A 24,695-nucleotide genomic window follows, 5' to 3' on the forward strand; every position below is an offset into this window, starting at 1 on the left:
CCGTCACCGGTGTGGTTCAACCGACCATACCCGGTTGGTCCCGAACCTTAAACCGCCGCTTCGATGGACTAGGATTGTTTGGTCAATCCCCAGCAAAAGGACCGTGATGCGACCTACCCACCAGGCGAGCCCGCTGTGGAGTCAGACGCAACAATTCAGGTCGTCCGCAGCCTGGAAATTGCTCTCCACCGCACCCTGGGCCGTGGCCTTCCTGCGCGCCGAGTTCACCAGCGCCAAACCCCGCGTGGGGCTGGAGGTTTTTCATGCCTCCCTCGAATCCTTCCTCAAGGTCGTGCGCTCCGAGGACCCGGGCTTCAACGACTCGATGGGGGCTGCCCAATACGCCGATGCCTGGGTGCGCAACCAGTTCCTGGCCCGACCGCTGGTCGACGGGCACTTCGTCTACGAACCCACGGCACAAACCGCCCGGGTGCTGAAATTCCTGTCCGATTTCTCCGGGGACCGGACCAACCTGAACTCCTCGCGGCTTAACACCCTGCTCACCTCCCTCGAATCCCTGGCCCACGAAACCGACCCGGACCCCGCTGCGCGCATCCGTGCGCTGGAGGCGGAGATCGCCCAGCGCCAGGAAAAGATCGCTTCCCTGCGCGACGGAACCTCCCCGGCGGTGCTGCCGCGCGAAGGCGCGCTGGCCGCCACCCGCTCGGTGCTGGACATGGCCTCGGGGTTGCCCGCCGACTTCAAGCGCATGCGCGACGGGGTCCAGGAGATGCTCCACGCGCTGCGCGGGGAAATCATGGAGTCCTCCTCCGCCAAGGGCGTGGCCGTTGGCGCGGTCCTGGAGGGAGACAAACAGCTGCGCAGCACTCCGCAAGGAGAGACCTTCCGCGGCTTCACGGAGTTCCTGAACTCCCCCGAGGCCCAGGTCCGGTTCCGCGAGGCGGTCAACGAGGTCCTCGAGCGCGACTTCGTGGACGCACTGGACAACCAGGAGCGCCACACCCTGGCAAACCTGCTGCGGGAATTGCGTCGCCAGGCCTCCGAGGTCCACCAGTCCTACGGCAGGCTCTCGGAGTCGCTGCACGCCTATGTGCAATCGGCCGAGTTCAAGGAAGCGGCCATCTTGCGCGAGGCGGTGCGGGCAGCGGAAGTCGCCGTTTCCTCCTCGCGTGTCCTGCACTCGCGCACGCCGGTGGCCCCCATCCGGCTGTATGCCCCGCGCTTCACCTCCATTGCGGCATTGGGCATCTACGATCCCGACGAACATGTCGCCCCGCCCAAGCTGGCAGCCCCGCCGCCCCTGTCGGTCGCCGACATCCGGCGCACCCCTTCCACCCCGGGTCCCGACATCCCGGTGCTGAAGAACGCGATCGCCGCTGTCCGCGCCGCCTCCGGTGGTTCGGCGGGCCTGAGGGAAACCTACAACAGCCTCGGCGATGAACACCGGCACCTGAACACCATCAGGTACCTCATCGAGGCGGCCCGCAACGGCGGGGACCGCATCGACGAGTCCACCCTCGAGGAAATCAGCTTCACCCAGGTCAACGGCGTCACGCGCACAGCGTTGGTGCCGGCCATGAGCTTCACGAAGGATCCCGCATGAGCAGCCCACTTCCCACCGGCGCGATCGACGAACGCCGCCTCTTCGAGGGTGACACAGGTTCGTTCGAACTGCCGCTGCGCCAGCTGCTGGTGCGCCTGTTGCGCGGCCCCTATCTCGACGGCGTTGCCGAACCCCGGCTCTGGCAACTGGTGCTGGACCGGCGGGCCGACATCGCCGCCTACGTCGCCGAGATCTTCCTGGTGCTCGAGGTGGATGCCAACCGCAAGATCGCGCTGCTGAGCCCCGTGGACCTGGAAGCGGCCCACACCACCGCGATTGCCCCGCGCCGTGCCCTGAAGCGCGAGGAGACCCTGCTGGCATTGCGCCTGCGGCTGCTTCTTGAACGCCATGCCGGTTCGGGCACTGACGCGGTCATCACCCGGGAAGCCGCACGGGAGATCCTGTTGGAACACCGTGCCCCCGGGGACACCGACGACAAGAAGCTGGAAGAAAACACCGATGCGGCCCTGACCCGGCTGCTGAACCTGAAGCTCATCCTGCCCACCGAACTGGGCGACGAGTACAAGGTCTCCGGGGCGCTGGCGCTGGCCTTGCCCTTTGCCGCGATCGAGGAAATCCCCGACTACATCAAGGCCATTGAACGCGTGGGCACCGATGACACCGAAGAATTCGAGTTGGAGACAGAAGAGCTATGAGCATTGAAATGACCCTTCCGCTCTCTGACGCGCTGAACCCCGGGCAGCACCGGCTGACCCAGATCCAGGTCATCAACTGGGGAACCTTCCACGGCCGGCACACCCTGTATGTGGACCGCGCCGGGACCTTGCTCACCGGGCACCCCGGCGTGGGCAAGTCGACCCTCTTTGACGGCATCGGGCACATCTTCCATGCCGCCCCGCGGCTCAACGAGTCCGCGCACGAGGCCTCCACCCGCAAGGACCGGCGTACCACCTACTCCTACATGCGCGGGCGCCGCTTCAAGACCGAGGCCGGCACCCTGTACCAGCGCCCCGGCGCCACCTGGAGCGCCCTGGCGCTGGTGTACGAAGACGGGCTGGGCTCGAACGTGTGCATCGGCGCGATCTTCGACCTACCCGCCAACGGGTTGGAGGGCCAGGTCGGAAAGCACTACGTCATGGGCGACCGGGTGTTGGACACCGCTGCCCTGGAGGAACACGGGGCACGCCGCTTCACCCCCTCCTCGCTGCAGAAGTCGCTGCCCGGATTCGAGGCCTTCGACGTTCACCGCGCCTTCGCCGAGAAGTTCCGTCGCCGCCTGGGCATCGACAACGACAAAGCGTTTTCCCTGCTGCGTACCCTGCAGAACGGCAAGGGACTGGACAAGGGCGTGAACCAGTTCTTCCGCTACGAAGTACTGGAAATCCCCGCGACCATGAAGGCCGCCACCGGCGCCATCGAAGACTTCTCACACCTGCGGGGCATCCACCGCCAGCTGGAGGAGGCCCGCGCCCAACGCGACGCGCTGGCCTCGGTACCCGAGCAGAAGCTGCGCCACGATGAGCTGAGCGCCGAACTCGCCACACTCAACACCCTGGTATCCACCCAGCTTCCGGCCTTCGGTGCCCAGTTGGCCACCCGGGCGTTGCGGGGCGAAACCGCCATGCTCAGCGCCGCGGTCGAGACCAATGCGGCGCTGATCGAGGAAAGTGGCATCCGCAAGGCCACCCTTGAAGCCAAGGTCGCGTCGCTCGCCGAGCAGCACGAGGCCGGTGGCGGAGCCGGGCTGGCATTGCTGGAGCGCGAGGCCGAGTCCGCCCGCAAGAACCTGGCCGACCGTGAATCGGTCCTGCGCACCCTGCGGGAGAACTTCGAGGCCGTGGGCCTGAAATTCACGTTCACCGCCTCCGGGCTGCAGGCCATGCGCCGGCAGGCTGCCGTCAGCGCCGAGAACCTGGCTTCGATTGCCAAGGACGCGCGCACCATGGAATACGAGGCCATGGCTTCGGTCATGAATTTGAAGGACCGTGCCAAGAAACTCCGGTTGCAGATCGATTCCTATGCCAAGCGCGGCTCCAACATCGATGACAGGTCCATTGCCGCCCGCCGCGCCATTGCCGCCTCCACCAACCTGGACATCGAGGACCTTCCTTTTGCCGGGGAACTGATCGACCTGTCCCCCGCCCACGGCCAATGGCGGCCGGCGGCCGAAAAAGCCCTGCGTTCCCTGGCCACCACCCTGTTGGTGCGCGGCGAAGACATCAAGGCCGTCACCCGCGCCATTGATTCGCTCTCGGGACTGGGCCGGATCCGTTGGATGGACATCTCCAAGACCCCGCGCGATGTCGTCGCCGGCCCCGGGGACCTGGTGGGAAAGCTCGATTTCAAGCATTCGCCGGCCGGCACCTGGCTGCATGCCAAGATCGCCGCCGACTACCCGCTGGCCTGCGTCGATTCGGACGCTGGCTTGCACGTGCACGAGAAGGCCATCTCCCTGGCCGGAACCATCAAGACCGGTGCGGGGACCTTCGAGCGCGACACCCGTGGCGTGGCGGCCTCCGACTACCTGCTCGGCTTCACCAACGCCGAGAAGATCTCCGAGTTGGAGACCAAGCTGGCGAAGCTCGAGGCCGAGACCACCAAGGCCGCCGCGGTGGCAGATGACCGTTCCGCCGCCAAGGACCAGCTCGCGGCCAAGCTGGCGCTGTTGGGCACCCTTGCCAGCGATGACCGCAGCTTCGCCTCGCTGGATGCCTCCGGCGCCCTGAACACCCTGCAGGACCTCGAAGCGCGCATGGCCGAAGCGCTGTCCCAATCCGGGGACCTCTCCCACGTGCGCCGCTCCCTGGAAGCGGCACGTGCCGAACTCGAGGAATGCGTCGGCACCCTGGCAGTGGCCCGCGCCGAAGCCACGACGCTCTCCGCCGCCCTGGACAAAGCTCAAACCGCGCTGCGCGCCGCGGGCGTGCGCGACACGGCGACCGAGGACTGGGCAGCGGCGAAGCTTGCCGCCAGCGAACAACTGGCGCCGTTGGTCAGCCGGCTGAACGAGGGCTCCCCGGTGGGCACCGCCGAGCTGGAGGCCGCGCTGAACGCGCTGGCCCTGTCGCTGTCCGAATCCGGGGCCGAGCTCAAGCGCGAGGCGTACACCCTGGAAGCCTCGCTGAAGGACACCTTCCGGGCCTTTGCCCGCGAATTCGGCAATTCCGCCGCAGTCTCCTTCGGCACCTCGGTGGAGGCCGCCGAGCATTATGTCGCCCTGCACCAGGGCATCATCGAGCAGGGGTTGCCGCAGCACGAGGAGGAGTTCCGTGAGTACTTCTCCAACCGCTCCTACGAGCGCTTCTCTGATTTGTTGCAGCTGCTGGAAGAGGAACGCCGGTCAATCGCCGAACGAATCTCCCCGCTGAACCAGATCCTCGCAGATGTCACCTTCGAACACGGCTCCAAGCTGGCCCTCGAGGTCGCCACGACGATCCCGGACGAGGCCCGCGCGTTCCGCCAGGCCTTGAAGGACGCCTTGGCCGGTGCGTATTCCTCGCGCGGGGCGGGAACGCTCAGCGAGAGCTACAAGGCCCTCGAGGCCCTGGTGGATGCCCTGGATGATTCCTCGCGTGCTGCCTGGCGCGACACCGTGCTGGACGTGCGCCAACACGTGACCATCAGCTGCAATGAGCACAAGCCCAACGGCGAGGTCGAGACCGGCCTGGAGCCCGGCACGCTTTCGGGCGGCGAGGGCCAGCGCTTCACCTCGTTCATCATGGGAGCCGCCCTGGCCTACCAGCTGGGCTTCGCCACGGCCGGGTTCACCGCCTATGGCACCGTGATGATTGATGAGGCCTTCATCCAGGCGAACTCCGAATATGCGGCAGCCGGCATCAATGCGCTGCAGGAATTCGGGTTCCAGCTGCTGCTCGCTGCCCCGGAGGACAAGATCGATCTCTCCCGACACCTGGGTTCGGTGTGCGACATCATCAAGCACCCCGAATCCAATGTCTCCGGATTCGTGGCCTCGGGCCGCTCCCCGGCCGTGGCCACGAGCATTATTTTGCGATAGCACCTCACAAAATGGTCCGCCGGCGCGTTTACAGTGTATGGAGTTGACAACGAACCCCGCCTTCGAGCTGGTGGTGCGCCGGCACGGTACCACTGTACTGCGCATGTGCACCGCATTGCTGGGCCCGGGAGCGGACGCGCAGGACGCCTGGAGCGAAACGTTCCTGGCGGCCTTGCGCGCCTATCCGGGCCTGGCCAAGGGCGCCAACCTCGAGGCGTGGCTCATCACTATTGCCCGGCACAAGGCCATCGACATCCTGCGGGCCAACCATCCCGTGCCCACCGGGCAGCTCCCGGAAACCGCGGCGCTACCCAAAGGTCTGGGACAGCTGGAGCTGCTCGAATCCCTGGGCTCGCTCAGCGAACTGCAACGCAAGGTGATCGGCTACCACTACCTGCTCGGGTTCCCCTACGCGGATATCCCGGCGTACCTGGGCGGCAGCGCAGCTTCCCTGCGCCGGGCCGCGTCCGACGGGATCAGGGCCCTGCGCAAGGAACTTATCGAAGCGGAGGAAGAATCATGAGCGAACTTGCCATGCACGAGATGGATGTCCTGCGGCAGCAACTGGCCGAGCGGGCCGCGGCCGAGGGGTTGATCGACGTATCCTACCGGCTGGTGGATTCCCCGGTGGGGCAGCTGATGCTTGCCGCCACGGAGCGTGGGGTCGTGCGCGTCGCCTTCGCCGCCCAGGACTTCGATGCGGTGCTCGGAACCCTGGCGCAGAAGATCGGGGTGCGCGTGCTGCACCGCGCCGCCCCGCTGGATGCTGCGGCGGCCCAGCTCGATGAGTACTTCGCACATGCGCGGACGGGCTTCGAGCTGTCCCTGGACCACCGGCTTTCCAGCGGCTACCGGCTTCAGGTCCAGCTGGCGCTGCCCTCGATCGCTTACGGCCACACCATGAGCTACAAGGAAATGGCCGCGCTGACAGGGCGTCCGGCTGCGGTGCGTGCGGTGGGAACCGCGTGCGCCACCAACCCGCTGCCGATCGTGGTCCCCTGCCACCGCGTGCTGCGCAGCGACGGGTCTCTGGGCGGATACCTGGGCGGGCTGGACGCCAAGAAGGTCCTGCTCGATCTCGAGCAGGACCCCCTGGGCTAGATTCGGCCGGGCGCTATTCGCTGGCGAGCCCCTGCACCGGGGCCAGCTTCGCGGCCCGGCGGGCCGGGACGATCGAGGCGGCCAGCGCGGCAACGACGGACACGGCGATGACCGCGACTAGCTGGAACCACGGGATCGACACGCTCATGGCGCCGAAGGCACCCATGACCGACTGGGCGCCGAGCAGCCCGTAGGCAGATCCGAGCAGCACGCCCAGCAGGGCGGCGACCCCGCCGATCAGCACCGCCTCGGTGGCCAGCATGGCCTTGAGCTGTCCCCGGGTCAGGCCTAGGGCACGGAGCAGCGAGTTCTCCCGGGTCCGTTCCAGCACCGAGAGGCTCAACGTGTTGGCGACGCCGATCAGCGCGATCAGCACCGCGACGGCCAGCAGGCCCGAGACGATCATCAGCAGCATGTCGATGACGGTGTTGAACATCTGCTTCTCCATGACCCCGCCGCCCACGGCGAATTCATCGACGTTCAGTTCATCGGCCATGTCGGTCTGCAGCGACCGCACCGCTGCTGCGTCGAGCTGGTCATCGACCTTCAGCCACAGCACCGTGCGGGCGTTTTGGTCCTTCGCCACGGATTCCTTGGTTACGCCCAGCATTGACGTGGCGGTGTCCCAGCCGATGACCGGCTGCAGCGCGTTGCTTTCGGTGACCAGCATGTCCAGCGTGCCGCTCTTGCCACCGGCACCTGTGGCCTCCATGGTCTTGCCCTCGTTGTTGGAGGAGACCAGGACCTGGCCGGCAACCGGGACCTGCTTGCCGCTGTTGAGCACGGACTTGAGGTTTTCGGGATCGGTGGCGAAGATTTCCTGGCCGCTCTTGGAGTTGCCGACGAAGGTGAGTTCGGCCAGGCCCTCGACGCCGTCCATGGCCCCGACCTTGGACAGGGAGTCAGCGGGATAGGTTGTGCCGGAGTAGTCGTTGACCTCGACGTCCACCAGGTATTCACTGCCCAAGGCATCGCCCAGGGAGGTCTTGGCCGTCTGCGCGCCGACCATCATCATCGAGACCAAGGTGACGCCGATCAGCAGCGCTGTGGCGGTGGCGGTGGTGCGTCCGGGGTTGCGGACGGCGTTGAGGCTGGCGAGCTTGCCCGGAACGCTGGACCCGGAGGTCAGCTTGCCGATGGCCGAGACGGTCTTGGGCAGGAAGAGAGAGCCGAGCATCAGGACGCCGGGGAAGGAGAGCATCCCGCCGCCAAAGGCGATGAGGATGTTCCCTTGGATCGCGCCGAAGGCCAGGGCGGCGGCGCCGGCAAGGAGCAGCAGGAGCCCGAAGACGATGCGCACCTTGCCGGCCTTGTTGCCCACCGCCGCGTCGTCGGCCGGGCGCAGGGCAGCCAGCGGGGAGACTGACATGGCCTTGCCGGCCGGAACCCAGGCGGCAACCAGGGTGATCAGCGTTCCGGCCAGGATCGGCACGATGATGGCCTGTGCCGGTACCGCCAGGATGGCGAAGGACATCTCGGGAACGGTGGCACCCAGGATCGCGATCAGGCCCGCCATGATGCCGGTGGCCAGTAGCACGCCGGCGGCCGAGGCCAAGAGCCCGATCAGCAGCGCCTCGATGAGGACCGAGGAGCGGATCTGGGCGCGCAATGCACCCAAGGTGCGCATGAGGGCCAGTTCGCGGGTGCGCTGGGCGATGAGCACGGCGAAGGTGTTCATGACCACCAGCCCGGTGACCACCAGCGCGATCAGGGCGAAGACCAGCAGCACGATCGTGAGTTGGTCGCTGCCGCCGGAGAACGCGGCAACGTCCGCAACAATTTGCTCATCCGGGGTGTTGATGTGGAAGTATTTCAGGCCGGTTGCCTCCAGGGCGGTGGCCAGCGGGGCCTTGAGCCCCTGCAGGTCAACTCCGTCTTTGGCCGCGAGGGTGATGCTGCCGTAGCTGGCATCCCCGGGCCCCGAGAGGGCTTCAAGCAGGGACTGGCCGACTGTCAGGTTCATGGCCGCGCCGGTGATCGGGTCGTTGGAGGCAGCGGTGATGCCCGAGACCTTGACCTGGCGGCTGACTTCCTTGCCCTCCGCGGTGGTCGAACCGACTTCCAGGACATCTCCGACGGAAATGTTGTATTCACCGGCGTACGTGGCATCGACGGTCACTTGGTCTCCGCCGGTGGGCAGGGACCCCGACGTGAGCGTCGTGGTGTTCAGCTTCGTGTTGGTGGCGGCGGTGTTTGCCGAGGCGTAGTAGTCCCTGCCCCCGGCGTTGACGCTCACCCCGGAGTTGGTGACGCCGTGGACGGCGGCCACGCCGTCAATGTCTTCGATGGCCTTCAGCGTCTTGGCGTCGAGGCTGTAGGTTTCGGGCCTTTCGCTGTCGTCCGCGTCCATGTCGGCCATGTAGTCGCCGGTGACAACGAGGTCTGCATTGGCGTAGGAGGAGCCGATGCTGGCTTTCAGGGATTCGGTGGCGGACGCGTTGACCATGAGCGTCGCTGCCAGGAAGGCGGTGCCGATCATGACCGCCAGGGTCACGGCGATGAAGCGCCGTGAATACGTCTTGAGGTTTGCCAGGGCTAGTTTCAGCACGGGGTCATGCACCCAACCCGGAAAGCGCCTGGGTGACCGTGTCGACGGTCGGATCCTCGAGTTGGCCGACCAATTCGCCGTCCTTCATCAAGAGCACGGTGTCCGCGTAGGAGGCCGCGACTGCGTCGTGGGTGACCATGATGATGGTCTGGCCCATCTCGCGGGTCGAGGAACGCAGCAGCGATAGCACCTCGGCGCCGGTGCGCGAGTCCAGGTTGCCGGTCGGCTCGTCTCCGAAGACGACCTCGGGGCGGGTGAGCAGGGCCCGGGCCACGGCCACGCGTTGCTGCTGCCCTCCGGAGAGTTCGTGCGGCTTATGGTTCAAGCGGTCGGACAACCCCAGGGTGGTGACGATTGTCTGCAGCCACTCCTTGTCGTGCTTCTTGCCGGCCAGGGCCAGCGGCAGCAGGATGTTGGCTTCCGCGGTGAGCGTGGGGACGAGATTGAAGGACTGGAAGACGAAGCCGACTTTTTCACGGCGCATCTTGGTCAACGCATCGTCATTCAGCTTCGAGATGTCTGTCCCGCCAATGAAGATCTGTCCGCCGCTGGCATCATCCAGGCCGGCCAGGCAATGCATGAGTGTGGACTTGCCGGAACCCGAGGGGCCCATGATGGCGGTGAACTTGCCGCGGGCGAAGGAGACGTCGACGCCGCGCAGGGCCTCGACGCGCGTGGTTCCTTCGCCGTAGATCTTGGTCAGGCCCGTCGCGTGGACAGCGAAATCGGTGCTGGTATGAGGTGCAGTAATGGTCATGGTTCCACGTTATGTGTTCACTGTATGGTTTTGGATCATCCTGAGGGACCCTTTTATCCACCGCTTGGCTCATACCCGGGTATGAGACAGCAGCCTCACAGGGTCCACCGATACGCTGTTATGCCTATGCTCTATTTCGCCGTCCCCACCGTTGCCCTGCTCATAACGCTGGGCCTTGCTGCCAGCATTGCCCTGCTGGCCGCGCTACTGTGGTTCGCTTCCAGGGGCAATGTCCGAGCGAAACGCAGCGTGCTGCTCGTGGCCATTCCCGCATGGGCCATTGGTCTGGCCGTGGCCGTGCTGCCCGCGGCTCCCTTGCCTGACCCTTCAATCCCGGCTGGTACCTTCAACTGGATTCCGTTCCTGGCTCACCGGGAACGCGACCTGGGCGTGGAGATGCTGGCGAACCTCGGGCTCTTTGCCCCGCTGGGATTGATGTTGGGCTTTTGTTGGCGTCGGTTCGCGGTGCTGAAAACCACCCTCTTGGTGCTGGGCATTTCAATCTGCGTTGAGGCCACCCAGTTGGCGCTGCGCAACAACCGCGCCTCGGACATCACCGACATCATCACCAACACCGCCGGCGGATTCATTGCGGCAATGATCGGGTGGGCGCTCGTTTCGCTCATCGGAAACAGGAAAGCCACGGCCAAGACCCCCGTCCCGGATTCACTGCTGGAGAGGTAGCACCGCGCAGTCCACGGCCCGATAATTATCGGATCAAAGGATTGAATTCTCCACTCTGGCTTTCAGCTCCACGTGCCAATGGGGTCGTGTTTAGCAATGTCGCGGAGCAGATGCTACGGATCTGATTCCAGTCAACGTGCCCTGGAAGCGGAACGTTGCAGCTCCCTGTCCCCGGGACAGTTCCCGCATGGACACAGAGATGTCCGAGCCGCTGTTCCAAACCACGTCGTGCTCCGACGTTTCGCCTGTTCGTGCCGATAGACTGGGCACACTTTCCGATTGTTTGGCTTGGAGTACCCGGTTTGGCTTTAAATATGTCTTTCCAGTCGCAGATCTATCGATCCTTGCCCGATCTGGAACGTTCCGATGCCATCGTCAACCGCATCTCCAAGGCGATCACTCTTGGCATGCTGCGCGTCGGCGAACGCCTACCCAACGAAATCGAGATGTCAGAGATGTTCGGCGTTGCCGCAGCCACCCTGCGCGACGCCTTGGCCGTCCTGCGCGACCAGGGGATCGTCGAGACCAGGCGCGGACGTAGCGGCGGGACCTTCATCCTGAAGCAACCGCAATTCCAGTTGGAGGCCATGCGAGAGTGGCTCATGACCACATCGATTGCCGAGATCCGGGATTTGGGCGACGAGCAGTCAGCCATTGCCGCGGCCACAGTCCGCCTGGCATGCGACCGGGCCGAGCCGCATGAACTGGAGAGGCTGCAGGATATGGCCCGCTCGTTGGTCATGGCCGACAGCGCCCAGGCCAAGGCAAGGGCCGATAGCCGCTTTCACATCGAATTGGCGGTGACTGCCCAATCCACCCGGCTGGCCAATGCCGAAATTCGGTTGCAAGCCGAAACGGTGGAGGTGTTGTGGTCACCGTTGGTCGATGAGTTTGGTGCGGAACGGGCCACCGCGGAACACCTGGCACTGGTGCGGGCCGTGTCCGAAAACCGCAGCCAACAAGGGCAGCAATTGGTGATTGACCATATCCGACGCAGCACGCACCACCTCATTGATACGAAGCTGGCACTGAGCTACTCCACCGATTTGAAGGAAAACCAATGAGTCTCTCCCAACCGGCAGTCGCAGCGTTGGGGTCCATCTCCGGGTGGTTCAACGACGCATCGGCCGACACCTATGCGATGGCCGCCGCGGTCACCGACCTGCTCACTCGAGATGTCACCCCGGGCGCACTGGTCACGAAACACGATCTGACCGGGTTGAAGGCACTGGCATCGGATTTCCTGCAGCGGCATTCATTCGCTGTTGGGTCCGGGGCAACGTTCTCCTCGGCTCGGATCAGCGAGGGACAAGGGGTCCTCGAGTGGTGGACGCCAGGGCCGAGTGGGGCCGAAAAACTGGTATTTGACCTCGACCCGGATGGCGAGCGCTTTTACGACTACGAGCATCTTCCCTTCTTCAGCGCCGCTGAAAGGACCGGCGAGGCAACCATCTGGGGACCGTATGTCGATTACCTGGGATCCGACGAATACATTCTCACGCACACCGCCCCTTTCAAGATCCATGGCGAGTTTGCGGGGGTTGCCGGCTATGACGTGACAGTTCGGGCACTGGAAGAAATCTTCCTCCCCGCGTTGCGCTCGATCCCCGGCCATGCGGCCTTACTTAACTCCAGTGATCGGGTCATCATCGGCAACTCCGGTGCTTACCTCGTGGGAGAAAGGATCAAGGCCGCGCCCAGCGAAAGCCGGATCGTTCCCCTGGCGGTCCCGCACCTGGGCCTGTCCATGTTGGTTCCTGCGTAACCGCGTGGCGGGTCCAATACACGTCTGCCCGCCACTCGCATCAGGCAGTCTGCGCGTGCCGAGCCAGTTGCAGGCGCCGCAGAACGGCCTGTTCCACCAAGGCTCCGATGATCGCGCGGCGGTCTTCAGCGGATCCGTCCCGGTCCTCCGGATGCCATTGCACGGCCACGACCCAGGTTTTCCCGGGGTGCTCGGTGCCCTCCACGATCCCGTCGTCGGCCACGGCGCTGACGACCAAGTCAGTTGCCACGCGGTCCACGGCCTGGTGGTGCCCGGAACGCACAGTGACTCGCTCACGGCCAAGGATCCCGTGGATCTTGCTACCTTCGGCCAGAGTCACCCATTCGTCGAGGAACATCGGCTGGCCGGATTGCCCCTGGTGCAGGGTCGAGGGAACGATGTCCGGCACCAATGTCCCGCCGAGTGCCACGTTCAAAAGCTGGGATCCCCGGCAGATGGCGAGCAGCGGTTGGTCCTTCTCCAGGGTCCGATGGATCATGGCGATGCAGAATTCATCGGCGGTGCGGTCCACCCCGTAGGCCTTGGGGATCGGCCCTTGAAGTTCGTACAGCGACCCGTCCACGTCGCCGCCGCCGAGAAACAAAACGCCGTCGGCTTCCTCGGCGGCCAGCGCTGCCTGTGGGTCCGCCGCGGAGCTGTCGATCAGCACAGCGCGGGCACCGCTTTCGAGTAATTGGTCGAAGGCACTGCGAGTGAAGTCGCGCATGATCCTGTGGCTTTCGCCAACCATGCCGGGGAAAGTCAGTGATACCACCACTGCCACCAGCGGAGCATCCGGGGGAAGCAAGTCAAACCCTTCCGGGATGACCTCGTCCAGGGTCAATACCCGGTCTTCTCGTGGATCGGTGCTCATAAACTCAAAACCTCCAAGGTTTTCGTCTGCTCGCGGTGGGACTCGGTGGCCCGGCGAGTCCGGGCTGCCTCGACGACCCAGCTGAAAAGTGCATGATCGGTGGCCGATGCCTCGGCCAGATCCTCGGGATGCCATTGGACCGCCAGCAGCGATGCGCCAGGAACCTCCAGCGCCTCAACGACTCCGTCCGGCGCCGTGGCGGCAACCCGCAACCCCGCGCCGATGCGCTCGACCGCCTGGTGGTGGTACGAGGATGTACGCACCGGGGCATGCCCCAGGACCGCGGCAAGGAGAGTGCCGGGCTCGCAGGTCACCGGGTGCTCGGCACCGCGGTGCTGGATCTCGCCGGGTGCCAAATGGCCCACCAGCGTTCCGCCGTGGATGACGTTGAGCAATTGCATGCCCCGGCAGATGGCCAGGGTCGGGATCCCTGAATCGAGGCAGGCCCGTAGTAGACCGGCCTCGTAGTCGTCCTGTCCCGGGTAGTCGGCCGGCCAATAGTGCTCGTCCGGCTCGCTTCCGTAGCGGCGCGGGTCGATGTCGGCGCCGCCCGGAATGACCACCCCGTCCAATCGCGCCACTTGGTCGGCCGCCGACTCGCTGCTGCCCGGAAACAGGACCACAGGTTCCCCTCCGGCCCTGTCAATGCCGGCCAGCACCCCGACGGCCACTGCAGCCCCAGCGAAGCGCATGCCCTGCACCTTGGCCGACCACATGCCCGGGACGCCTATCAGCGGGCGGCGGGCGGCGCTTGGACCGTCCGTCATGCCCGGCTGCCCGCGATTGCCTCGAGGCTGTGCCCCAACGGAAAACCGAGCGTTGGCATCCAGGTGTCCCACACCTCGCGCAGGCTGCCGTCGGCAATCACGGCGGCCAGTGCAACGTTGAGTTCCTCGCGCAGGAAGAGGTTGTCCTTGGCGACCCCGATCCCCCACGCGTTGCGGGTTGCCACGGTAAAGGCCACGTCGTAGCGCGGGTCATCGCCCAGCGGCACCAGCACCACGTCATCGTCGACCATGGCATCGACGCTGGAGTCGGCGACCGCCGCCAGCATGTCTTCATAGACGGTGTCCCCGCTGAAGGGAACGATGATCGCCCCCTCGAAGGTTCGAGCCAATGCCATATTGGCGCTGCCATCGATGGCGGCCACCCGGTACCCGACTATGTCGGCCGGGGTGCGTGCAGGGTCTCCCTTGCGCACCAGCACCGTTTCATCGAAGACAGCATACGGGCGGGTGAAATCTACGACAGCCTGGCGTTCGGGAATGATGCCCTGTCCGCACCACACCGCATCCACCTGGTGGTCGCGTACCGAGGGCAGCATCTCGTCCCATCCCATAACGACCCATTCGATGGTCCTGCCCATGCGCGAGGCCACAAGTTTCGCGGCGTCCGGTTCGTATCCGGTGCGTTGTCCGTTGGAATCGAGGAGCGAAAAGAGCGGCGGCGCGTCAGCGTCGATGCAGGCCAGTTTGAGCGTTGTCATTACGGCATCGTCTCCCAGTACATTTCGCGGTCCCATTCCGTGATCGAGCCGCAGTAGCGGGCCCATTCCTCTTCCTTGAGCTTGGTGTAGATGGACACCAGGTCCGCCGGCAGCTGCGAGGTCAGGTAGGTGTCCGAAACGAACGCGCCGATGGCGTCGCCGAGGGTCAGCGGCAACTGGGCACCGAGCGCCGGCGCGTTGTCGCAGGCCTCGTCGGGAGCGCCCGGTTCGAGCTTGCGGTTGATCCCGTCCTCCATCGAGGCGATCAGCAAAGTGTGGGACAAGTAGGGGTTCACCGCCGCGTCCGGCACTCGGTACTCCATCCGGCCGTTGGCAGAGATCCGGATCAGGCAGCCGCGCGAGTCAAGGCCCCAGTTGGCGGTGGAGGGAGCAAATTGCCCGGCGTCCCAGAACCGCTTGTAGGAGTTCACGGTGGAGGCCATCACGGCCATGGATCCCTGGGCGTGGGCCAGCATGCCGCCAATGGCGTGCCGCGCGGTTTCCGAGACGTGCAGTTCCAAACGTCCGGCGTCCTCGATGACGTTGGTGTCCCCGTCCCAGAGGCTGAGGTTGTGGTGGCAGCCATTGCCCATCTGGCCGTTGTAGGGCTTGGGCATGAAGGAAGCGGTGACCCCGAACTCGCGGGCTACCTGCTTGCAGATCTGCCGGTAGGTGACCAGCCGGTCGGCGGTGTTTTCCACGCGGTCGTACATCCAGTTCAGTTCGAGCTGTCCGTCGTCCTCGTAGTCGCCCTCGATCATGTCCAGGCCCATGGCCTTGGAGTAAGTGACGAGCTTCTTGTAGATCGGGCGCATGCGCTCGAGGTTTTCCACCTGGTAGGCGGGGCTGGAACCGGGCCGCTTGACGACCTCGAGTCCGGGGCCTTCCCAGGTCATTTCGGGCTCGGTGCCGGAGCGCACTTCGAAACCGGTGCGCTCGGTGAACGCCGCGTGGGTGCGTGCCAGGAGGGAACGCGTGTCGATGGCAAGCGGTCGACCGCCGACCTCCGGCAGGTGCGGGGGCTCGTAGGCGGTGCAGAAGATTCGGGCGACCGAGGTGTCCCAGGGCAGCACCACGAAGGATTCGGGCTCCGGCAGGGCCCAGAACTCGCGGGCCTCGATGCCGCCGCCGATCAGGTTTCCATGGCGGTCGTTTTGGAGGTCGGATAGCGCCGTGCGGTGGAAGCAGATTCCCTTTTCCAGGTTGCGGCGGAAGTGGTTGGCCGGGACCATCTTGGCGACCACGCGCGAGCCAATGGTGGGCAGCGCGTAGTAGATGTACTCGACCCCGGCGGCCTCGATTTTCGCCGCGAGATCCTTGACGATCTGGGGTTCGAGGTTGCGTGCCTGGTGCCGGGAAAAGGATTCACGGTCCAGCATGGCGTCGGATTCGGTTCTCAGTGCTTGCAAGGTCATGGGACTCAACTCGTTTCTTCTGGAAGTCTTAGTTGGTGACAAGTACGCCGGCGTCGAGCACGAGCTGGCGGTAATGCAAGTGCCGCGAGGCCGGCAGGCCGGCGTTGACGACGCCTATGAGCGCGTTCCCGCGGTAGTAGCCCACCGCGGTTCCCTCCTGCGGCCGGCCGGGATCGCCCTCGAGGATTCGGGTTTCCTCCGCGTCTGCCGGGGAACCGATGCCGTTGATCCGGGTGCCGAAGATGTCGGTCCAGAAAGATGGAAGCGGGGCGGGGGCCTCTGCCGGCGTCCGGCCGACGATCCCGGCGATTAGCGCGGGGGCGGCGATCTTGGCAGTGTCGGTGGGTGTCGCCCAGTGCTCCACGCGCCGGGCGGGCAGCCCGTTGCGGACATCGGGGTACCGCGCAATGTCTCCGACGGCCACAACGCCGGGCACCGGTTGCCCGTCGACGGCCAGGACGCGCAGGTACCTGTCGCATTCCACGCCGTCGCCGAGGTCCAGTCCGTTTCCCTGCAACCATTCGACATTGGCATGGGATCCCACGGCCTCGATGATCACCTCTGCGGACACCGTGCTGCCGTCGGAAAGCTCGATGCCGGTGCAGGATCCATTTCCCCGGTAGGCGACCACGGAGACAGCCCCCCGGCAGTCCACGCCGCGGCGGGAGAGCATCTCCCTCACCCCGGCGGAAAGTTCTGGTCCCAGGGCCCGTTCCATCGGCCCGGTGCGTCCCTCCACAAGCGTCACCTCGCAGCCCAGTGAGGCCGCGGTAGCCGCGCTTTCGCATCCGATGAACCCCGAGCCGATCACCGCTACCCGGGTTCCCGGCAGGAGCACCGCATGCAGGGCCAGCGCGTCATCGATGCTGCGCAAGACGTGTCGACCGCTCAAGGGTCCGGGGGCCTCAACGCGGGCCGGACGCAGCCCCGTGGCAATCACCAAGCCGTCGAAACCAAGTTCTTCCCCGTCGTTGAGGGTGATGGTGCGGTCGGCTAGATTGGAAGCAGCAATGCGGGTCCCCAAGCGCCACTGGATTCCGGTGGCACTGCGCCGTGGCCGGAAGGCCAGCTTGGCAAGGGCCTCCTCGGGTGTTCCCGGTGCCGCCAGGACGTCCTTGGAGAGCGGAGGACGGTTATAGGGAGGATGCTCTTCCTCCCCGACGACCAGGATTTCTCCTTCCCACCCGGCGGCGCGCAGCTGTTCTGCGGCGCGCAGTCCCCCGAGCGAAGCGCCGGCGACAATGATCCGCTGACCCATCGTTAGTCCTGCACGAAGATGGCTTGGACGGGACACACATCGATGGCTTCCTCGACCTCGTCCAGCAATGCGTCATCGAAGGACTCCTCGAATTCGAGGATGCCTTCGTCGTTCATCGTGAAGACTTTCGGGGCTGCGATGGCGCACTGGCCATGGTTGTCGCATAGTTTACGGTCAACGGTGATTTGTGCCATGGTGGAGCTCGTTTCCTTGCTGCTGGTGGTGAGGTGGGGAGGCGCGTGGAGCCTAGTTGCGCTTGGTGAAACCGATGGGTAGCCGAATCGGACCGGTGTTGCCCGAGTCGGGCAGCCACTCGTCCCCGCCAGTCAGGTGCGGGTTGCCGAGGCGGCTGGCCAACAACGGAAGTGCCTCGCTCATGTCGGCACGGGCCACGAAGTGACCGAGGCAGTGGTGTACTCCGCCGCCGAACCCGTAGTGGGCGGGGTGCTCACCAAGCAGGTCCAGTTCGGGGTTGGGGAACGCGAGCGGATCGGTGCCGGAAGCCTGGGTGAATAGGTGCACGGTGGTGCCGGCGGCGATTTCAAGTCCCTGATAGGTGAAGTCCTCGACTGCCTCGCGGGTTACCCAGGTGACGGTTGGGTTGATGCGCATGACCTCTTCGACGGCCTTGGCGCCGAGCTCCGGCCGCGCCGACAACAATTCCCACTGCTCCGGGTTGCGCATGAAGGATTGCATGGCCAGCCCTAGCTGGTTGCGGGTGGTGTCCATGCCCCCGAAAATCAGCAGCACCAGTGCGTTGCGCAGTTCCTCGTCGTTAAGCTTGTCGCCGTCCCGGCTGGCCAGGACCAGCCGGGAGACAAAATCCTCGCCCGGGTTTGCTTGGCGGTCCTTGATGAGGTCTTCGGCGTAGGCGTACAACTCGGCCACCGCCGCGTCGACCTTGTCCAGGTCCTGTTTGAAGGTGACGCCAAGTGCCAGACCTATGGTGGAGGCAAGCCGGGCAATGGTCGGCCATTCGCTTTCCGGAATGCCCAACAAGATGGTCAGCACGCGGGTGGCATACGGTTCGGCGAAATCTCCGATGAACTCGCAGGAGCCGCTGTCAATGAATTCGTCAATGAGTTCGTTAGCCAGCGCCTGAAAGCGTGGAACCAGGTCCTTGATCAGCCGCGGGGAAAAGGCCGGGTTGAGCAAACGCCGGATCCGGTGGTGGTCCTCGCCCTCCGACACGAGCAGATTCTTGGTCCACCAGTCAAAGAACAGTCCGCCATGCACTCCGTTGTGGGCGGGCCACTTGGCACTGCCCTGGATGAGCTTGGGGCTCTTGAGCAGCTTGCTGACTTCGTCGTAGCGCAACACGGCGATGCCGTAGTTGGTCTTTGCATACCAGCTGGCCTCGCGGGCATTGCGGAGCTCTTCGGACTGCATGGCGAAGCTCGGATCCGAGATGTCGAGATAGGGGACGTTGAGTTGGTTCGGGGCGGTTTCGACACTCATGGTGCGATCCTTTCGTGGTGGTACTGGACTTCTTGGGCGGTCGCCCAACGGTTGATCGTGGCTTCGCGCTTTTAGCTTCCGCCGACTGTTGCGGGAGCGCTGCAGGCATCCGCGGCGGGGGCGTCTCCCTTGAGGTGGGGCTTGCGAAGCGCCAGATACAGCCCCCCGATTCCAAGGACGAAGATCGAGGAAATCAAGACGATGTAGTTGGCGAACCATCCGGCTTCCGGTGTCCGCGGCCAGGCCATGTTGATCATGCCCAGTACGCCCCACAGTAGGGCCATCACATTGACCGGAACGCCCCAGCGACCTAGCTGGTACTTGCCTGCAGGCTTCCAGCCCTTGAGCCTGGCCCGCAGTGAGGCAAGCACGACCATTTGGAATCCCAGGTACATTCCCATGGCCGCGAAGGAGATGATGGCGACCAGCGCATCTTCGGAAATCTTGGAACCGATCACGACCAGCGCGGGAAACACACCGGCGATCAGCAGCGCATACGGAGGTACGTGGCGGCGATCGCTGAATCGGCTCAGCAGGGAACTGCATGGCAGGATTCCGTCCCGGGCCATGGAGTAGGTCAGACGGCTCGCAGCAGCCTGGAGGCTCAAGACGCATGAGACGAAGGAAACCAACACCACCCCGAGCACGACCTTGTATCCAACAGGGCCAAATGCCGCCATCAGAACGCCCACGAGCGGGTCGGAGTCGGCACCTGAAATCACTGCACCGAAGTCGGGGACGGCGAGGATGAGCGAGAGACAGACAAACATCGCTGCCGCTCCCCCAATGTAAATTGTCATGCGCATGGCCTTGGGGATGGTGCGACCTGGGTTCGGGACTTCTTCCGCAACGTCGCCGCAGGCCTCAAAGCCGTAGTACTGGAAGATGCCTATCAATCCTGCTGCCGCGAAGGCCACGAAGTAGTCGGACCCCTCACCGGCGCCGAAGGTTTCAAAGAGTACGCCTAGGTCATGGTTGCGGTGTCCGATAATCAACCAGAGGCCCACGACGACGGCACCGCCGAGTTCTGCGATCAAGCCGAGCATGGCAACCTTGTTCAATACGCCGGTGCCGAGCAGGTTGAGGCAGGTTGCCAGCGCGATAATGACCAAGGCCGCCACGATGGTCGCGTCGACACTGCTTTCCATTCCGAGGAAGGCCGCAAGATACGGGCCCGCACCGTAAGCCACGGAGGCGATCGTCGTCAGAAGCGCGACAAGGTAAACCCAGCCATTCATCCAACCCCACTTGCGGCCCCACAGGCGTCGCGACCACGGGTAGACTCCGCCGGCCACCGGGTAGTTCGACACGATTTCACCAAAGACCATGGCGACGAACATCTGCCCGGCTCCAACTATGAGCAATGACCAAAACATCGGGGGCCCCGCGGTGCCCAATGCGATCGCAAAGAGAGAATAAATTCCCACCACGGGCGATAAGTAAGTGAACCCCAGCGAGACGTTCCCCCAGAACGTCATTTCTCGCTTGAACTGGGCTTCATACTCGTAGCCGAGAGATGCCAGGTGAGCGGCGTCCTCGTCATGCACATGCGATGAGGCCTCAGGTACTTTACGTGACTCTATGGACACGACGTCTCCTTGTTGGATTTCGGTGGTTGGGTCGAGTGAACAGAGCCACGCACCCTTGTGATTCACATCACGCGGCCTCTGATAAATAAAAACTGTATCTGTGAATGATTTAGTGCGCAAGGCCTCCGAAAACATTTCCACAGCGGGCCAAGCCGACATCGATGGCCAAATATGGCCAATTCGCCCCAAACATCACCAGCCTCGGGGCGAAAAGCCTAACTTCATGCAGAAAATAAGACGATCGCACCAGCCTTCCCCGCGATGCGAATGGCCTTTTAAGCTTTATTTCCGAAGGTAAAGTTCAACGAGAGCGCAACACCCCACCGTCATGAGGCAAACCGATCCGAGGAATCTCGTCCGTGGGCCGTCGAGCAACGTGCCGGCAAAACAAAGCGCCCGTGGTCCAGTTTCAAAAACTAGACCACGGGCGCTTCACGCAATACCGAAAATCCCCACATGCGTCAGGTGCGTATCACCTAGTCGTGCCGCTCGTGCTCCGGGGCCTGGTGGCTGTGTGACTCGATCTGGAAGGTCGAATGCTCGATGCTCACCTCGAAGTGCTCGGCGACGCACGACTGCAATTCACCCAGCAGGGTTGCCGCGGCGCCGGTGTGGAATGCCTCGTCCTCCACCACGACGTGGGCGGAAAGAATCGGTAGGTTCGTGGCAATCTGGCTGGCGTGCAGGTCGTGGACCGCCAACACCAACGGGTGTGCGACCAGATGGGCGCGGACGTCTTCGAGGTCAAGGCCCTTGGGGGTGGATTCCAGCAGGATGTGCGTGGTCTCCCCCAGCAGCTTCAACGCACGCGGGATGATCAGCGCTGCTATCAACATGGCGGCGATCGAGTCCGCCTGCATCCAACCAGTCATGGAGATGACGATCGCGGAGATGATCACGGCAACGGATCCCAGGGCGTCGTTGACGACTTCCAGGAAGGCGGCCCTCATGTTCAGGTTGTCGTCCTTGCCGGAAGCCAGGATCAGCATCGAGGCGACATTGCCAAGCAGGCCGATGATGCCAAAAACCAGCAGACCGCCGCCGGAGATTTCCGTCGGCTCAAAAAGGCGACGAACGCCGTCGATCAGCGCATAGACACCCACACCGAGCAGCAAGGCCGACTGGAGGGTCGCGGAGAGCACTTCCGCCCGGCGGAATCCCCAGGTGCGCTTGGCGGTGGGCTTTCGCATGACCAGCGTGGCCGCGGTCAGTGCCAGCAGCAGACCGGTGGAATCGGTGAGCATGTGTGCGGCATCAACGAGTAGCGCCAACGAGTTGGTGAGAAATGCTCCGATCACCTCGGCGATGAGGATCGTCGCGGTGATGCCAAAGGCCCAGGCCAGCTTCTTGCGGTTGGTGGTGGCCGAACCGTGGTCGTGGTCGTGGCTCATTGGCGGACGCCTTCCTGCGCCCGGGAAGGATCATGAACCGCGGTGAAGTCGTGCGTGTCCAGTTCGTGGTCTTCGCTGATGCCGATGTAATGGTTCGCATCGCCAAGCAACTCCAGCAACAGCTGCGGGTTTGCCAGCGAGAACATGCTGGCCCGACCCTGTGCCCGCGAGGTCACCAGGCCGCAGTCGCGGAGGCAGGAAAGGTGGGCGCTCACGGTGCTTTGGGCCAGGCCCAGGTGCTCGGTGAGTTCCTTAACCTTGTGCTCCCCGGTGCGCAGGTGCGCCAGGATCATCAGCCGAGTGGGGTCGGCCAGTCCATGGAAAAGGGCCGCTGCTGCTGCATGGCTTTCAAGGGCGTCCTGGCGTTCGTGGTCCGCTCGATCTAGCATCGTCATATTACGATGATAGCGATTTGTGGCGATAAAGCCAACGAGGAAGAGCCGTGGCAGGATTGGAACATGAGCACCGGAATAATCATTGGCGAAGACAGCCTCGCCCGACCGTCCTGGGCGGCGACTGACCCGATGATGCGCACCTATTACGACACCGAGTGGGGAATGCCGGTGCGTGATGAGCACGGCGTCTTTGAGCGGCTGAGCCTCGAGGCGTTCCAAGCCGGGCTGTCCTGGGCCACCATCCTGCGCAAGCGCGAGAATTTCCGCGAGGCCTTCGCCGGGTTCGACCCCGAGGTCATCGAGGGCTTCGGCGATGCGAAGGTCGAAGAGCTCCTGGGCAACGCCGGGATCATCCGCAACCGCGCCAAGATCCTGGCGACCATCAAAAACGCGAAGGCCACCATCGCACTGCGCGAGGACGGCGGCCTGGCCGACTTCATCTGGTCGTTCCAGCCCGATTCCACCCCGGCACCGAACGCGCTCGAGGACATCCCCACCACCAGCCCCGAATCCGTGGCGATGTCAAAGGCGCTGAAGAAGCGCGGCTTCGCCTTCGTGGGACCCACGACCATGTTTGCGCTCATGGAGGCATTGGGCATCGTGGACACCCATTTGTTGGGATCCCATCGCCGCGGCACCTCGGGCATCTGGACGGCATGAGCTCGCGCCTCCTGAAATCCAACGGCTTGCTCGACCCCGGGCACATGATGCGCACTCTCGGCATCCATTCGATTCCCACCCTCGACATCCACGAACCCGACGCCTTGCGGCACACCCGGGCGGTTTCGACGGCTTCGGGGCCGAAGTCTGTCCGGCTGGAGTTTGCCGAGGACGGGGTCGGACTTTCCTGCGCCGAGGCCGACGCCCGGGGCCTTGACGAGCTGGAGGTCGTGGTTCGAGCGTGGCTTGACCTGGATTCGGACCTCGCGCCCATGCAAGGGCATTTCGCCCGCGACCCGTTGCTCGGCCCCCTGGTCCGGTCCCGGCCATGGCTGCGCCTGATTGGATACCTCAACGGCTTCGAGGCCGCAGCCACCACCATTCTTGGCCAGCAGGTGTCCCTGGCGGCGGGCCGGACCTTTGGCGGACGGTTCGTCGGCGCCTACGGCAGCGACGGGCCAGACGGCCTTCGCCTCTTCCCCACCCCGGCTGCGGTGGTCGAGCACGGTGTTGACATGCTGCGTGAAACCATCGGCCTCACCAAGTCCCGCGCGGCCACCTTGTTCGCCATGGCGGAAAGCTTCGACGCCAAGAATTTTTCCGGTACCGCGGGGATCCCGTTGGAACGCGCCGAACTTCTGGCACTGCGCGGCGTCGGCCCCTGGACGGCCGACTACCTGCAGATGCGCGGCCGCAGCGATCCGGATGCATTCGTGCCCGGCGACCTGGTTGCGAGGCGAGCCCTCAACAGGATCACTGAACGCGAGGCATCCAGGTTGGCGGAATCCTGGGCGCCATACCGGTCCTACGCCATGGTCCACCTGTGGGCCTCGGACCCATTGGCACCGGTGTCGACCGATTCACCCAAGCCCGGAGCCTCGGACAACAGGGGTCGCCCCGGCCTGCAACCTGGCTAGGCGTTCATCGCCTCGGGGTAGATCTGCCCGATGGGCGTCTTCTTTTCGGCCTGGAATTCGTCCTCAGCACGCCCGTAGGCCCAGTAGGCGGAGAGCGACATGGCCTTGCGGTCCACCCCTCGCTCCCCGTTGAGGTAGGCACGCAGCGACTTCATGGTCTCACGCTCGCCGTGGGCGAAGACCTGCACGGTCCCCTCGTGCCAGTCGGAGTTGCGCACGGTTTCCTCGAGCTTGGTGTTCTCCGGGGTGAAGTAGCCGCCGCGGTGCAACCAGTGGAGGTTGACCCCGGCGGGCACATCCAGCTGAACCTCGTCCTCGGGACCGGACACCTCAAGGTAGATGTCGCCCACCATGTCCGGCGTCATATCCTCGACGGCTGCGGAAATCGCCGGAAGCGCTGTCTCGTCGCCGATCAGCAGGTGGCGGTCGAATGCCGGGTCGGGAGTGTAGAGCCCGCCCGGGCTGGCGAAGCAGATCTGATCACCGATCTTGGCGTTTTGCGCCCAGGGCCCGGCCAGGCCTTGGTCGCCGTGGATGACGAAGTCGATCTGCACGGTCTGGGCCTCGAGATCCACATGGCGCAGGGTGTAAGTGCGTCGAACCGGGAAGTCTTCCGGAGCCTGCTGCTCGCGCAGGGCATCGAGGTCATACGGCGGAACCAGCCCGAGTTCGGGCTTGGCAAAGAGGATCTTGACGTAGCGGTCGGAGACGGCCTTGTCCTGGAAGTTCACGAACCCCGGCCCGCCGAAGGTCAGTCGCATCATGTGGGGACTCAGTCGCTCGCTCGCCAAAACCTCGAGGACTACCTGGGGCCGAACCGGACGTGCTGAACGCTGCGTACTCACTAATTACCACTT

23 protein-coding genes are annotated in these 24,695 nt (G+C 64.5%); 10 read left to right on the plus strand and 13 right to left on the minus strand.

Annotated features, from left to right (window positions below):
- The first annotated feature begins 106 nt into the window (after positions 1-106).
- Genes OIU93_RS02210 through OIU93_RS02230 form a run of 5 tightly spaced genes read left to right on the plus strand, consistent with a single transcriptional unit; the run spans position 107 to position 6,641 of the window.
- Positions 107-1,564 (plus strand): DUF3375 domain-containing protein, encoded by a 1,458-nt coding sequence (locus OIU93_RS02210; RefSeq protein WP_264268620.1) that lies wholly within the window; start codon positions 107-109, stop codon positions 1,562-1,564.
- Entirely contained in the window at positions 1,561-2,220 is a 660-nt protein-coding gene (locus OIU93_RS02215) for a DUF4194 domain-containing protein (protein ID WP_264268414.1), read from the plus strand. The genes OIU93_RS02210 and OIU93_RS02215 overlap by 4 nt, the downstream gene beginning before the upstream one ends.
- Positions 2,217-5,540 (plus strand): ATP-binding protein, encoded by a 3,324-nt coding sequence (locus OIU93_RS02220; RefSeq protein WP_264268415.1) that lies wholly within the window; start codon positions 2,217-2,219, stop codon positions 5,538-5,540. The genes OIU93_RS02215 and OIU93_RS02220 overlap by 4 nt, the downstream gene beginning before the upstream one ends.
- 37 nt (positions 5,541-5,577) lie before the next feature.
- Positions 5,578-6,063 (plus strand): RNA polymerase sigma factor, encoded by a 486-nt coding sequence (locus OIU93_RS02225; protein ID WP_372342851.1) that lies wholly within the window; start codon positions 5,578-5,580, stop codon positions 6,061-6,063.
- Complete coding sequence (locus OIU93_RS02230; protein WP_264268417.1) at positions 6,060-6,641, plus strand: methylated-DNA--[protein]-cysteine S-methyltransferase; 582 nt, start codon at positions 6,060-6,062, stop codon at positions 6,639-6,641. The genes OIU93_RS02225 and OIU93_RS02230 overlap by 4 nt, the downstream gene beginning before the upstream one ends.
- A gap of 13 nt (positions 6,642-6,654) precedes the next feature.
- On the opposite strand, the gene OIU93_RS02235 is transcribed toward OIU93_RS02230, so the two are convergent.
- Together OIU93_RS02235 and OIU93_RS02240 are read right to left on the minus strand one after the other, a co-directional pair.
- Positions 6,655-9,189: an ABC transporter permease gene (locus OIU93_RS02235; protein ID WP_264268418.1), complete on the minus strand. Its 2,535-nt coding sequence runs from the start codon at positions 9,187-9,189 to the stop codon at positions 6,655-6,657.
- A 4-nt stretch (positions 9,190-9,193) separates the two neighbouring features.
- Positions 9,194-9,946, minus strand: a complete 753-nt coding sequence (locus tag OIU93_RS02240; protein ID WP_264268419.1) for an ABC transporter ATP-binding protein — start codon at positions 9,944-9,946, stop codon at positions 9,194-9,196.
- A gap of 120 nt (positions 9,947-10,066) precedes the next feature.
- On the opposite strand from OIU93_RS02240, the gene OIU93_RS02245 reads away from it, so the two are divergent.
- The 3 genes from OIU93_RS02245 (at position 10,067) to OIU93_RS02255 (ending at position 12,395) form a co-directional block, all read left to right on the plus strand.
- Entirely contained in the window at positions 10,067-10,630 is a 564-nt protein-coding gene (locus OIU93_RS02245) for a VanZ family protein (protein ID WP_264268420.1), read from the plus strand.
- A 251-nt stretch (positions 10,631-10,881) separates the two neighbouring features.
- Complete coding sequence (locus OIU93_RS02250) at positions 10,882-11,694, plus strand: FadR/GntR family transcriptional regulator (protein WP_264268421.1); 813 nt, start codon at positions 10,882-10,884, stop codon at positions 11,692-11,694.
- Positions 11,691-12,395, plus strand: a complete 705-nt coding sequence (locus tag OIU93_RS02255; protein WP_264268422.1) for a cache domain-containing protein — start codon at positions 11,691-11,693, stop codon at positions 12,393-12,395. The genes OIU93_RS02250 and OIU93_RS02255 overlap by 4 nt, the downstream gene beginning before the upstream one ends.
- A gap of 40 nt (positions 12,396-12,435) precedes the next feature.
- On the opposite strand, the gene OIU93_RS02260 is transcribed toward OIU93_RS02255, so the two are convergent.
- The 10 genes from OIU93_RS02260 to OIU93_RS02305 all read right to left on the minus strand — a co-directional run bounded on the left by OIU93_RS02260 (position 12,436) and on the right by OIU93_RS02305 (position 22,261).
- The gene (locus OIU93_RS02260) at positions 12,436-13,269 is read right to left on the minus strand and encodes a gamma-glutamyl-gamma-aminobutyrate hydrolase family protein (RefSeq protein ID WP_264268423.1); all 834 of its coding nucleotides are present in this window, start codon (positions 13,267-13,269) and stop codon (positions 12,436-12,438) included.
- A complete protein-coding gene (locus tag OIU93_RS02265; protein WP_264268424.1) occupies positions 13,266-14,036 on the minus strand; it encodes a gamma-glutamyl-gamma-aminobutyrate hydrolase family protein in 771 nt (256 codons plus the stop codon). Before OIU93_RS02265 ends, OIU93_RS02260 begins: the two co-directional genes overlap by 4 nt.
- Positions 14,033-14,755 carry an ABC transporter substrate-binding protein gene (locus OIU93_RS02270; protein WP_264268425.1) on the minus strand — a complete coding sequence of 241 codons (723 nt, stop codon included), beginning with the start codon at positions 14,753-14,755 and terminating at the stop codon, positions 14,033-14,035. The genes OIU93_RS02265 and OIU93_RS02270 overlap by 4 nt, the downstream gene beginning before the upstream one ends.
- Positions 14,755-16,170 carry a glutamine synthetase family protein gene (locus tag OIU93_RS02275; protein WP_264268426.1) on the minus strand — a complete coding sequence of 472 codons (1,416 nt, stop codon included), beginning with the start codon at positions 16,168-16,170 and terminating at the stop codon, positions 14,755-14,757. Before OIU93_RS02275 ends, OIU93_RS02270 begins: the two co-directional genes overlap by 1 nt.
- Before the next feature lie 28 nt (positions 16,171-16,198).
- A complete protein-coding gene (locus OIU93_RS02280) occupies positions 16,199-17,428 on the minus strand; it encodes an NAD(P)/FAD-dependent oxidoreductase (protein ID WP_264268427.1) in 1,230 nt (409 codons plus the stop codon).
- Between the two features lie 2 nt (positions 17,429-17,430).
- Entirely contained in the window at positions 17,431-17,622 is a 192-nt protein-coding gene (locus OIU93_RS02285) for a ferredoxin (protein ID WP_264268428.1), read from the minus strand.
- A gap of 52 nt (positions 17,623-17,674) precedes the next feature.
- Positions 17,675-18,886, minus strand: coding sequence for a cytochrome P450 (locus OIU93_RS02290; RefSeq protein WP_264268429.1), 1,212 nt, complete (start codon positions 18,884-18,886; stop codon positions 17,675-17,677).
- 71 nt (positions 18,887-18,957) lie between these two features.
- Positions 18,958-20,475 carry an APC family permease gene (locus OIU93_RS02295; protein ID WP_264268430.1) on the minus strand — a complete coding sequence of 506 codons (1,518 nt, stop codon included), beginning with the start codon at positions 20,473-20,475 and terminating at the stop codon, positions 18,958-18,960.
- A gap of 476 nt (positions 20,476-20,951) precedes the next feature.
- Positions 20,952-21,866, minus strand: a complete 915-nt coding sequence (locus OIU93_RS02300) for a cation diffusion facilitator family transporter (RefSeq protein ID WP_264268431.1) — start codon at positions 21,864-21,866, stop codon at positions 20,952-20,954.
- Positions 21,863-22,261, minus strand: a complete 399-nt coding sequence (locus OIU93_RS02305) for a metalloregulator ArsR/SmtB family transcription factor (protein WP_264268432.1) — start codon at positions 22,259-22,261, stop codon at positions 21,863-21,865. Before OIU93_RS02305 ends, OIU93_RS02300 begins: the two co-directional genes overlap by 4 nt.
- 63 nt (positions 22,262-22,324) lie before the next feature.
- Between OIU93_RS02305 and OIU93_RS02310 the strand changes: the two genes are divergently transcribed.
- Both OIU93_RS02310 and OIU93_RS02315 read left to right on the plus strand, forming a co-directional pair.
- Positions 22,325-22,921 carry a DNA-3-methyladenine glycosylase I gene (locus OIU93_RS02310; protein ID WP_264268433.1) on the plus strand — a complete coding sequence of 199 codons (597 nt, stop codon included), beginning with the start codon at positions 22,325-22,327 and terminating at the stop codon, positions 22,919-22,921.
- Positions 22,918-23,838, plus strand: a complete 921-nt coding sequence (locus OIU93_RS02315) for a DNA-3-methyladenine glycosylase (protein ID WP_264268434.1) — start codon at positions 22,918-22,920, stop codon at positions 23,836-23,838. The genes OIU93_RS02310 and OIU93_RS02315 overlap by 4 nt, the downstream gene beginning before the upstream one ends.
- Here OIU93_RS02315 and OIU93_RS02320 read toward each other — a convergent pair.
- Positions 23,835-24,683: a siderophore-interacting protein gene (locus tag OIU93_RS02320; protein WP_264268435.1), complete on the minus strand. Its 849-nt coding sequence runs from the start codon at positions 24,681-24,683 to the stop codon at positions 23,835-23,837. The two genes, OIU93_RS02315 and OIU93_RS02320, sit on opposite strands and share 4 nt — an antisense overlap.
- Positions 24,684-24,695: the final 12 nt, after the last annotated feature.

It is taken from the genome of Paeniglutamicibacter sp. ZC-3, assembly GCF_025847175.2.
GTDB classification, from domain to species: Bacteria; Actinomycetota; Actinomycetes; order Actinomycetales; family Micrococcaceae; genus Paeniglutamicibacter; species Paeniglutamicibacter sulfureus.

Excerpts from the sequence above, each read along its gene's own strand:
- OIU93_RS02260 (WP_264268423.1), bottom strand. The coding sequence starts at position 13,269 with ATGAGCACCGATCCACGAGAAGACCGGGTATTGACCCTGGACGAGGTC.
- OIU93_RS02305 (WP_264268432.1), bottom strand. The coding sequence starts at position 22,261 with ATGACGATGCTAGATCGAGCGGACCACGAACGCCAGGACGCCCTTGAA.
- OIU93_RS02290 (WP_264268429.1), bottom strand. The coding sequence starts at position 18,886 with ATGAGTGTCGAAACCGCCCCGAACCAACTCAACGTCCCCTATCTCGAC.
- OIU93_RS02210 (WP_264268620.1), top strand. The coding sequence starts at position 107 with ATGCGACCTACCCACCAGGCGAGCCCGCTGTGGAGTCAGACGCAACAA.
- OIU93_RS02265 (WP_264268424.1), bottom strand. The coding sequence starts at position 14,036 with ATGACGGACGGTCCAAGCGCCGCCCGCCGCCCGCTGATAGGCGTCCCG.
- OIU93_RS02300 (WP_264268431.1), bottom strand. The coding sequence starts at position 21,866 with ATGAGCCACGACCACGACCACGGTTCGGCCACCACCAACCGCAAGAAG.
- OIU93_RS02245 (WP_264268420.1), top strand. The coding sequence starts at position 10,067 with ATGCCTATGCTCTATTTCGCCGTCCCCACCGTTGCCCTGCTCATAACG.
- OIU93_RS02215 (WP_264268414.1), top strand. The coding sequence starts at position 1,561 with ATGAGCAGCCCACTTCCCACCGGCGCGATCGACGAACGCCGCCTCTTC.
- OIU93_RS02310 (WP_264268433.1), top strand. The coding sequence starts at position 22,325 with ATGAGCACCGGAATAATCATTGGCGAAGACAGCCTCGCCCGACCGTCC.
- OIU93_RS02315 (WP_264268434.1), top strand. The coding sequence starts at position 22,918 with ATGAGCTCGCGCCTCCTGAAATCCAACGGCTTGCTCGACCCCGGGCAC.
- OIU93_RS02275 (WP_264268426.1), bottom strand. The coding sequence starts at position 16,170 with ATGACCTTGCAAGCACTGAGAACCGAATCCGACGCCATGCTGGACCGT.
- OIU93_RS02255 (WP_264268422.1), top strand. The coding sequence starts at position 11,691 with ATGAGTCTCTCCCAACCGGCAGTCGCAGCGTTGGGGTCCATCTCCGGG.
- OIU93_RS02220 (WP_264268415.1), top strand. The coding sequence starts at position 2,217 with ATGAGCATTGAAATGACCCTTCCGCTCTCTGACGCGCTGAACCCCGGG.
- OIU93_RS02270 (WP_264268425.1), bottom strand. The coding sequence starts at position 14,755 with ATGACAACGCTCAAACTGGCCTGCATCGACGCTGACGCGCCGCCGCTC.
- OIU93_RS02240 (WP_264268419.1), bottom strand. The coding sequence starts at position 9,946 with ATGACCATTACTGCACCTCATACCAGCACCGATTTCGCTGTCCACGCG.
- OIU93_RS02225 (WP_372342851.1), top strand. The coding sequence starts at position 5,578 with ATGGAGTTGACAACGAACCCCGCCTTCGAGCTGGTGGTGCGCCGGCAC.
- OIU93_RS02285 (WP_264268428.1), bottom strand. The coding sequence starts at position 17,622 with ATGGCACAAATCACCGTTGACCGTAAACTATGCGACAACCATGGCCAG.
- OIU93_RS02230 (WP_264268417.1), top strand. The coding sequence starts at position 6,060 with ATGAGCGAACTTGCCATGCACGAGATGGATGTCCTGCGGCAGCAACTG.
- OIU93_RS02280 (WP_264268427.1), bottom strand. The coding sequence starts at position 17,428 with ATGGGTCAGCGGATCATTGTCGCCGGCGCTTCGCTCGGGGGACTGCGC.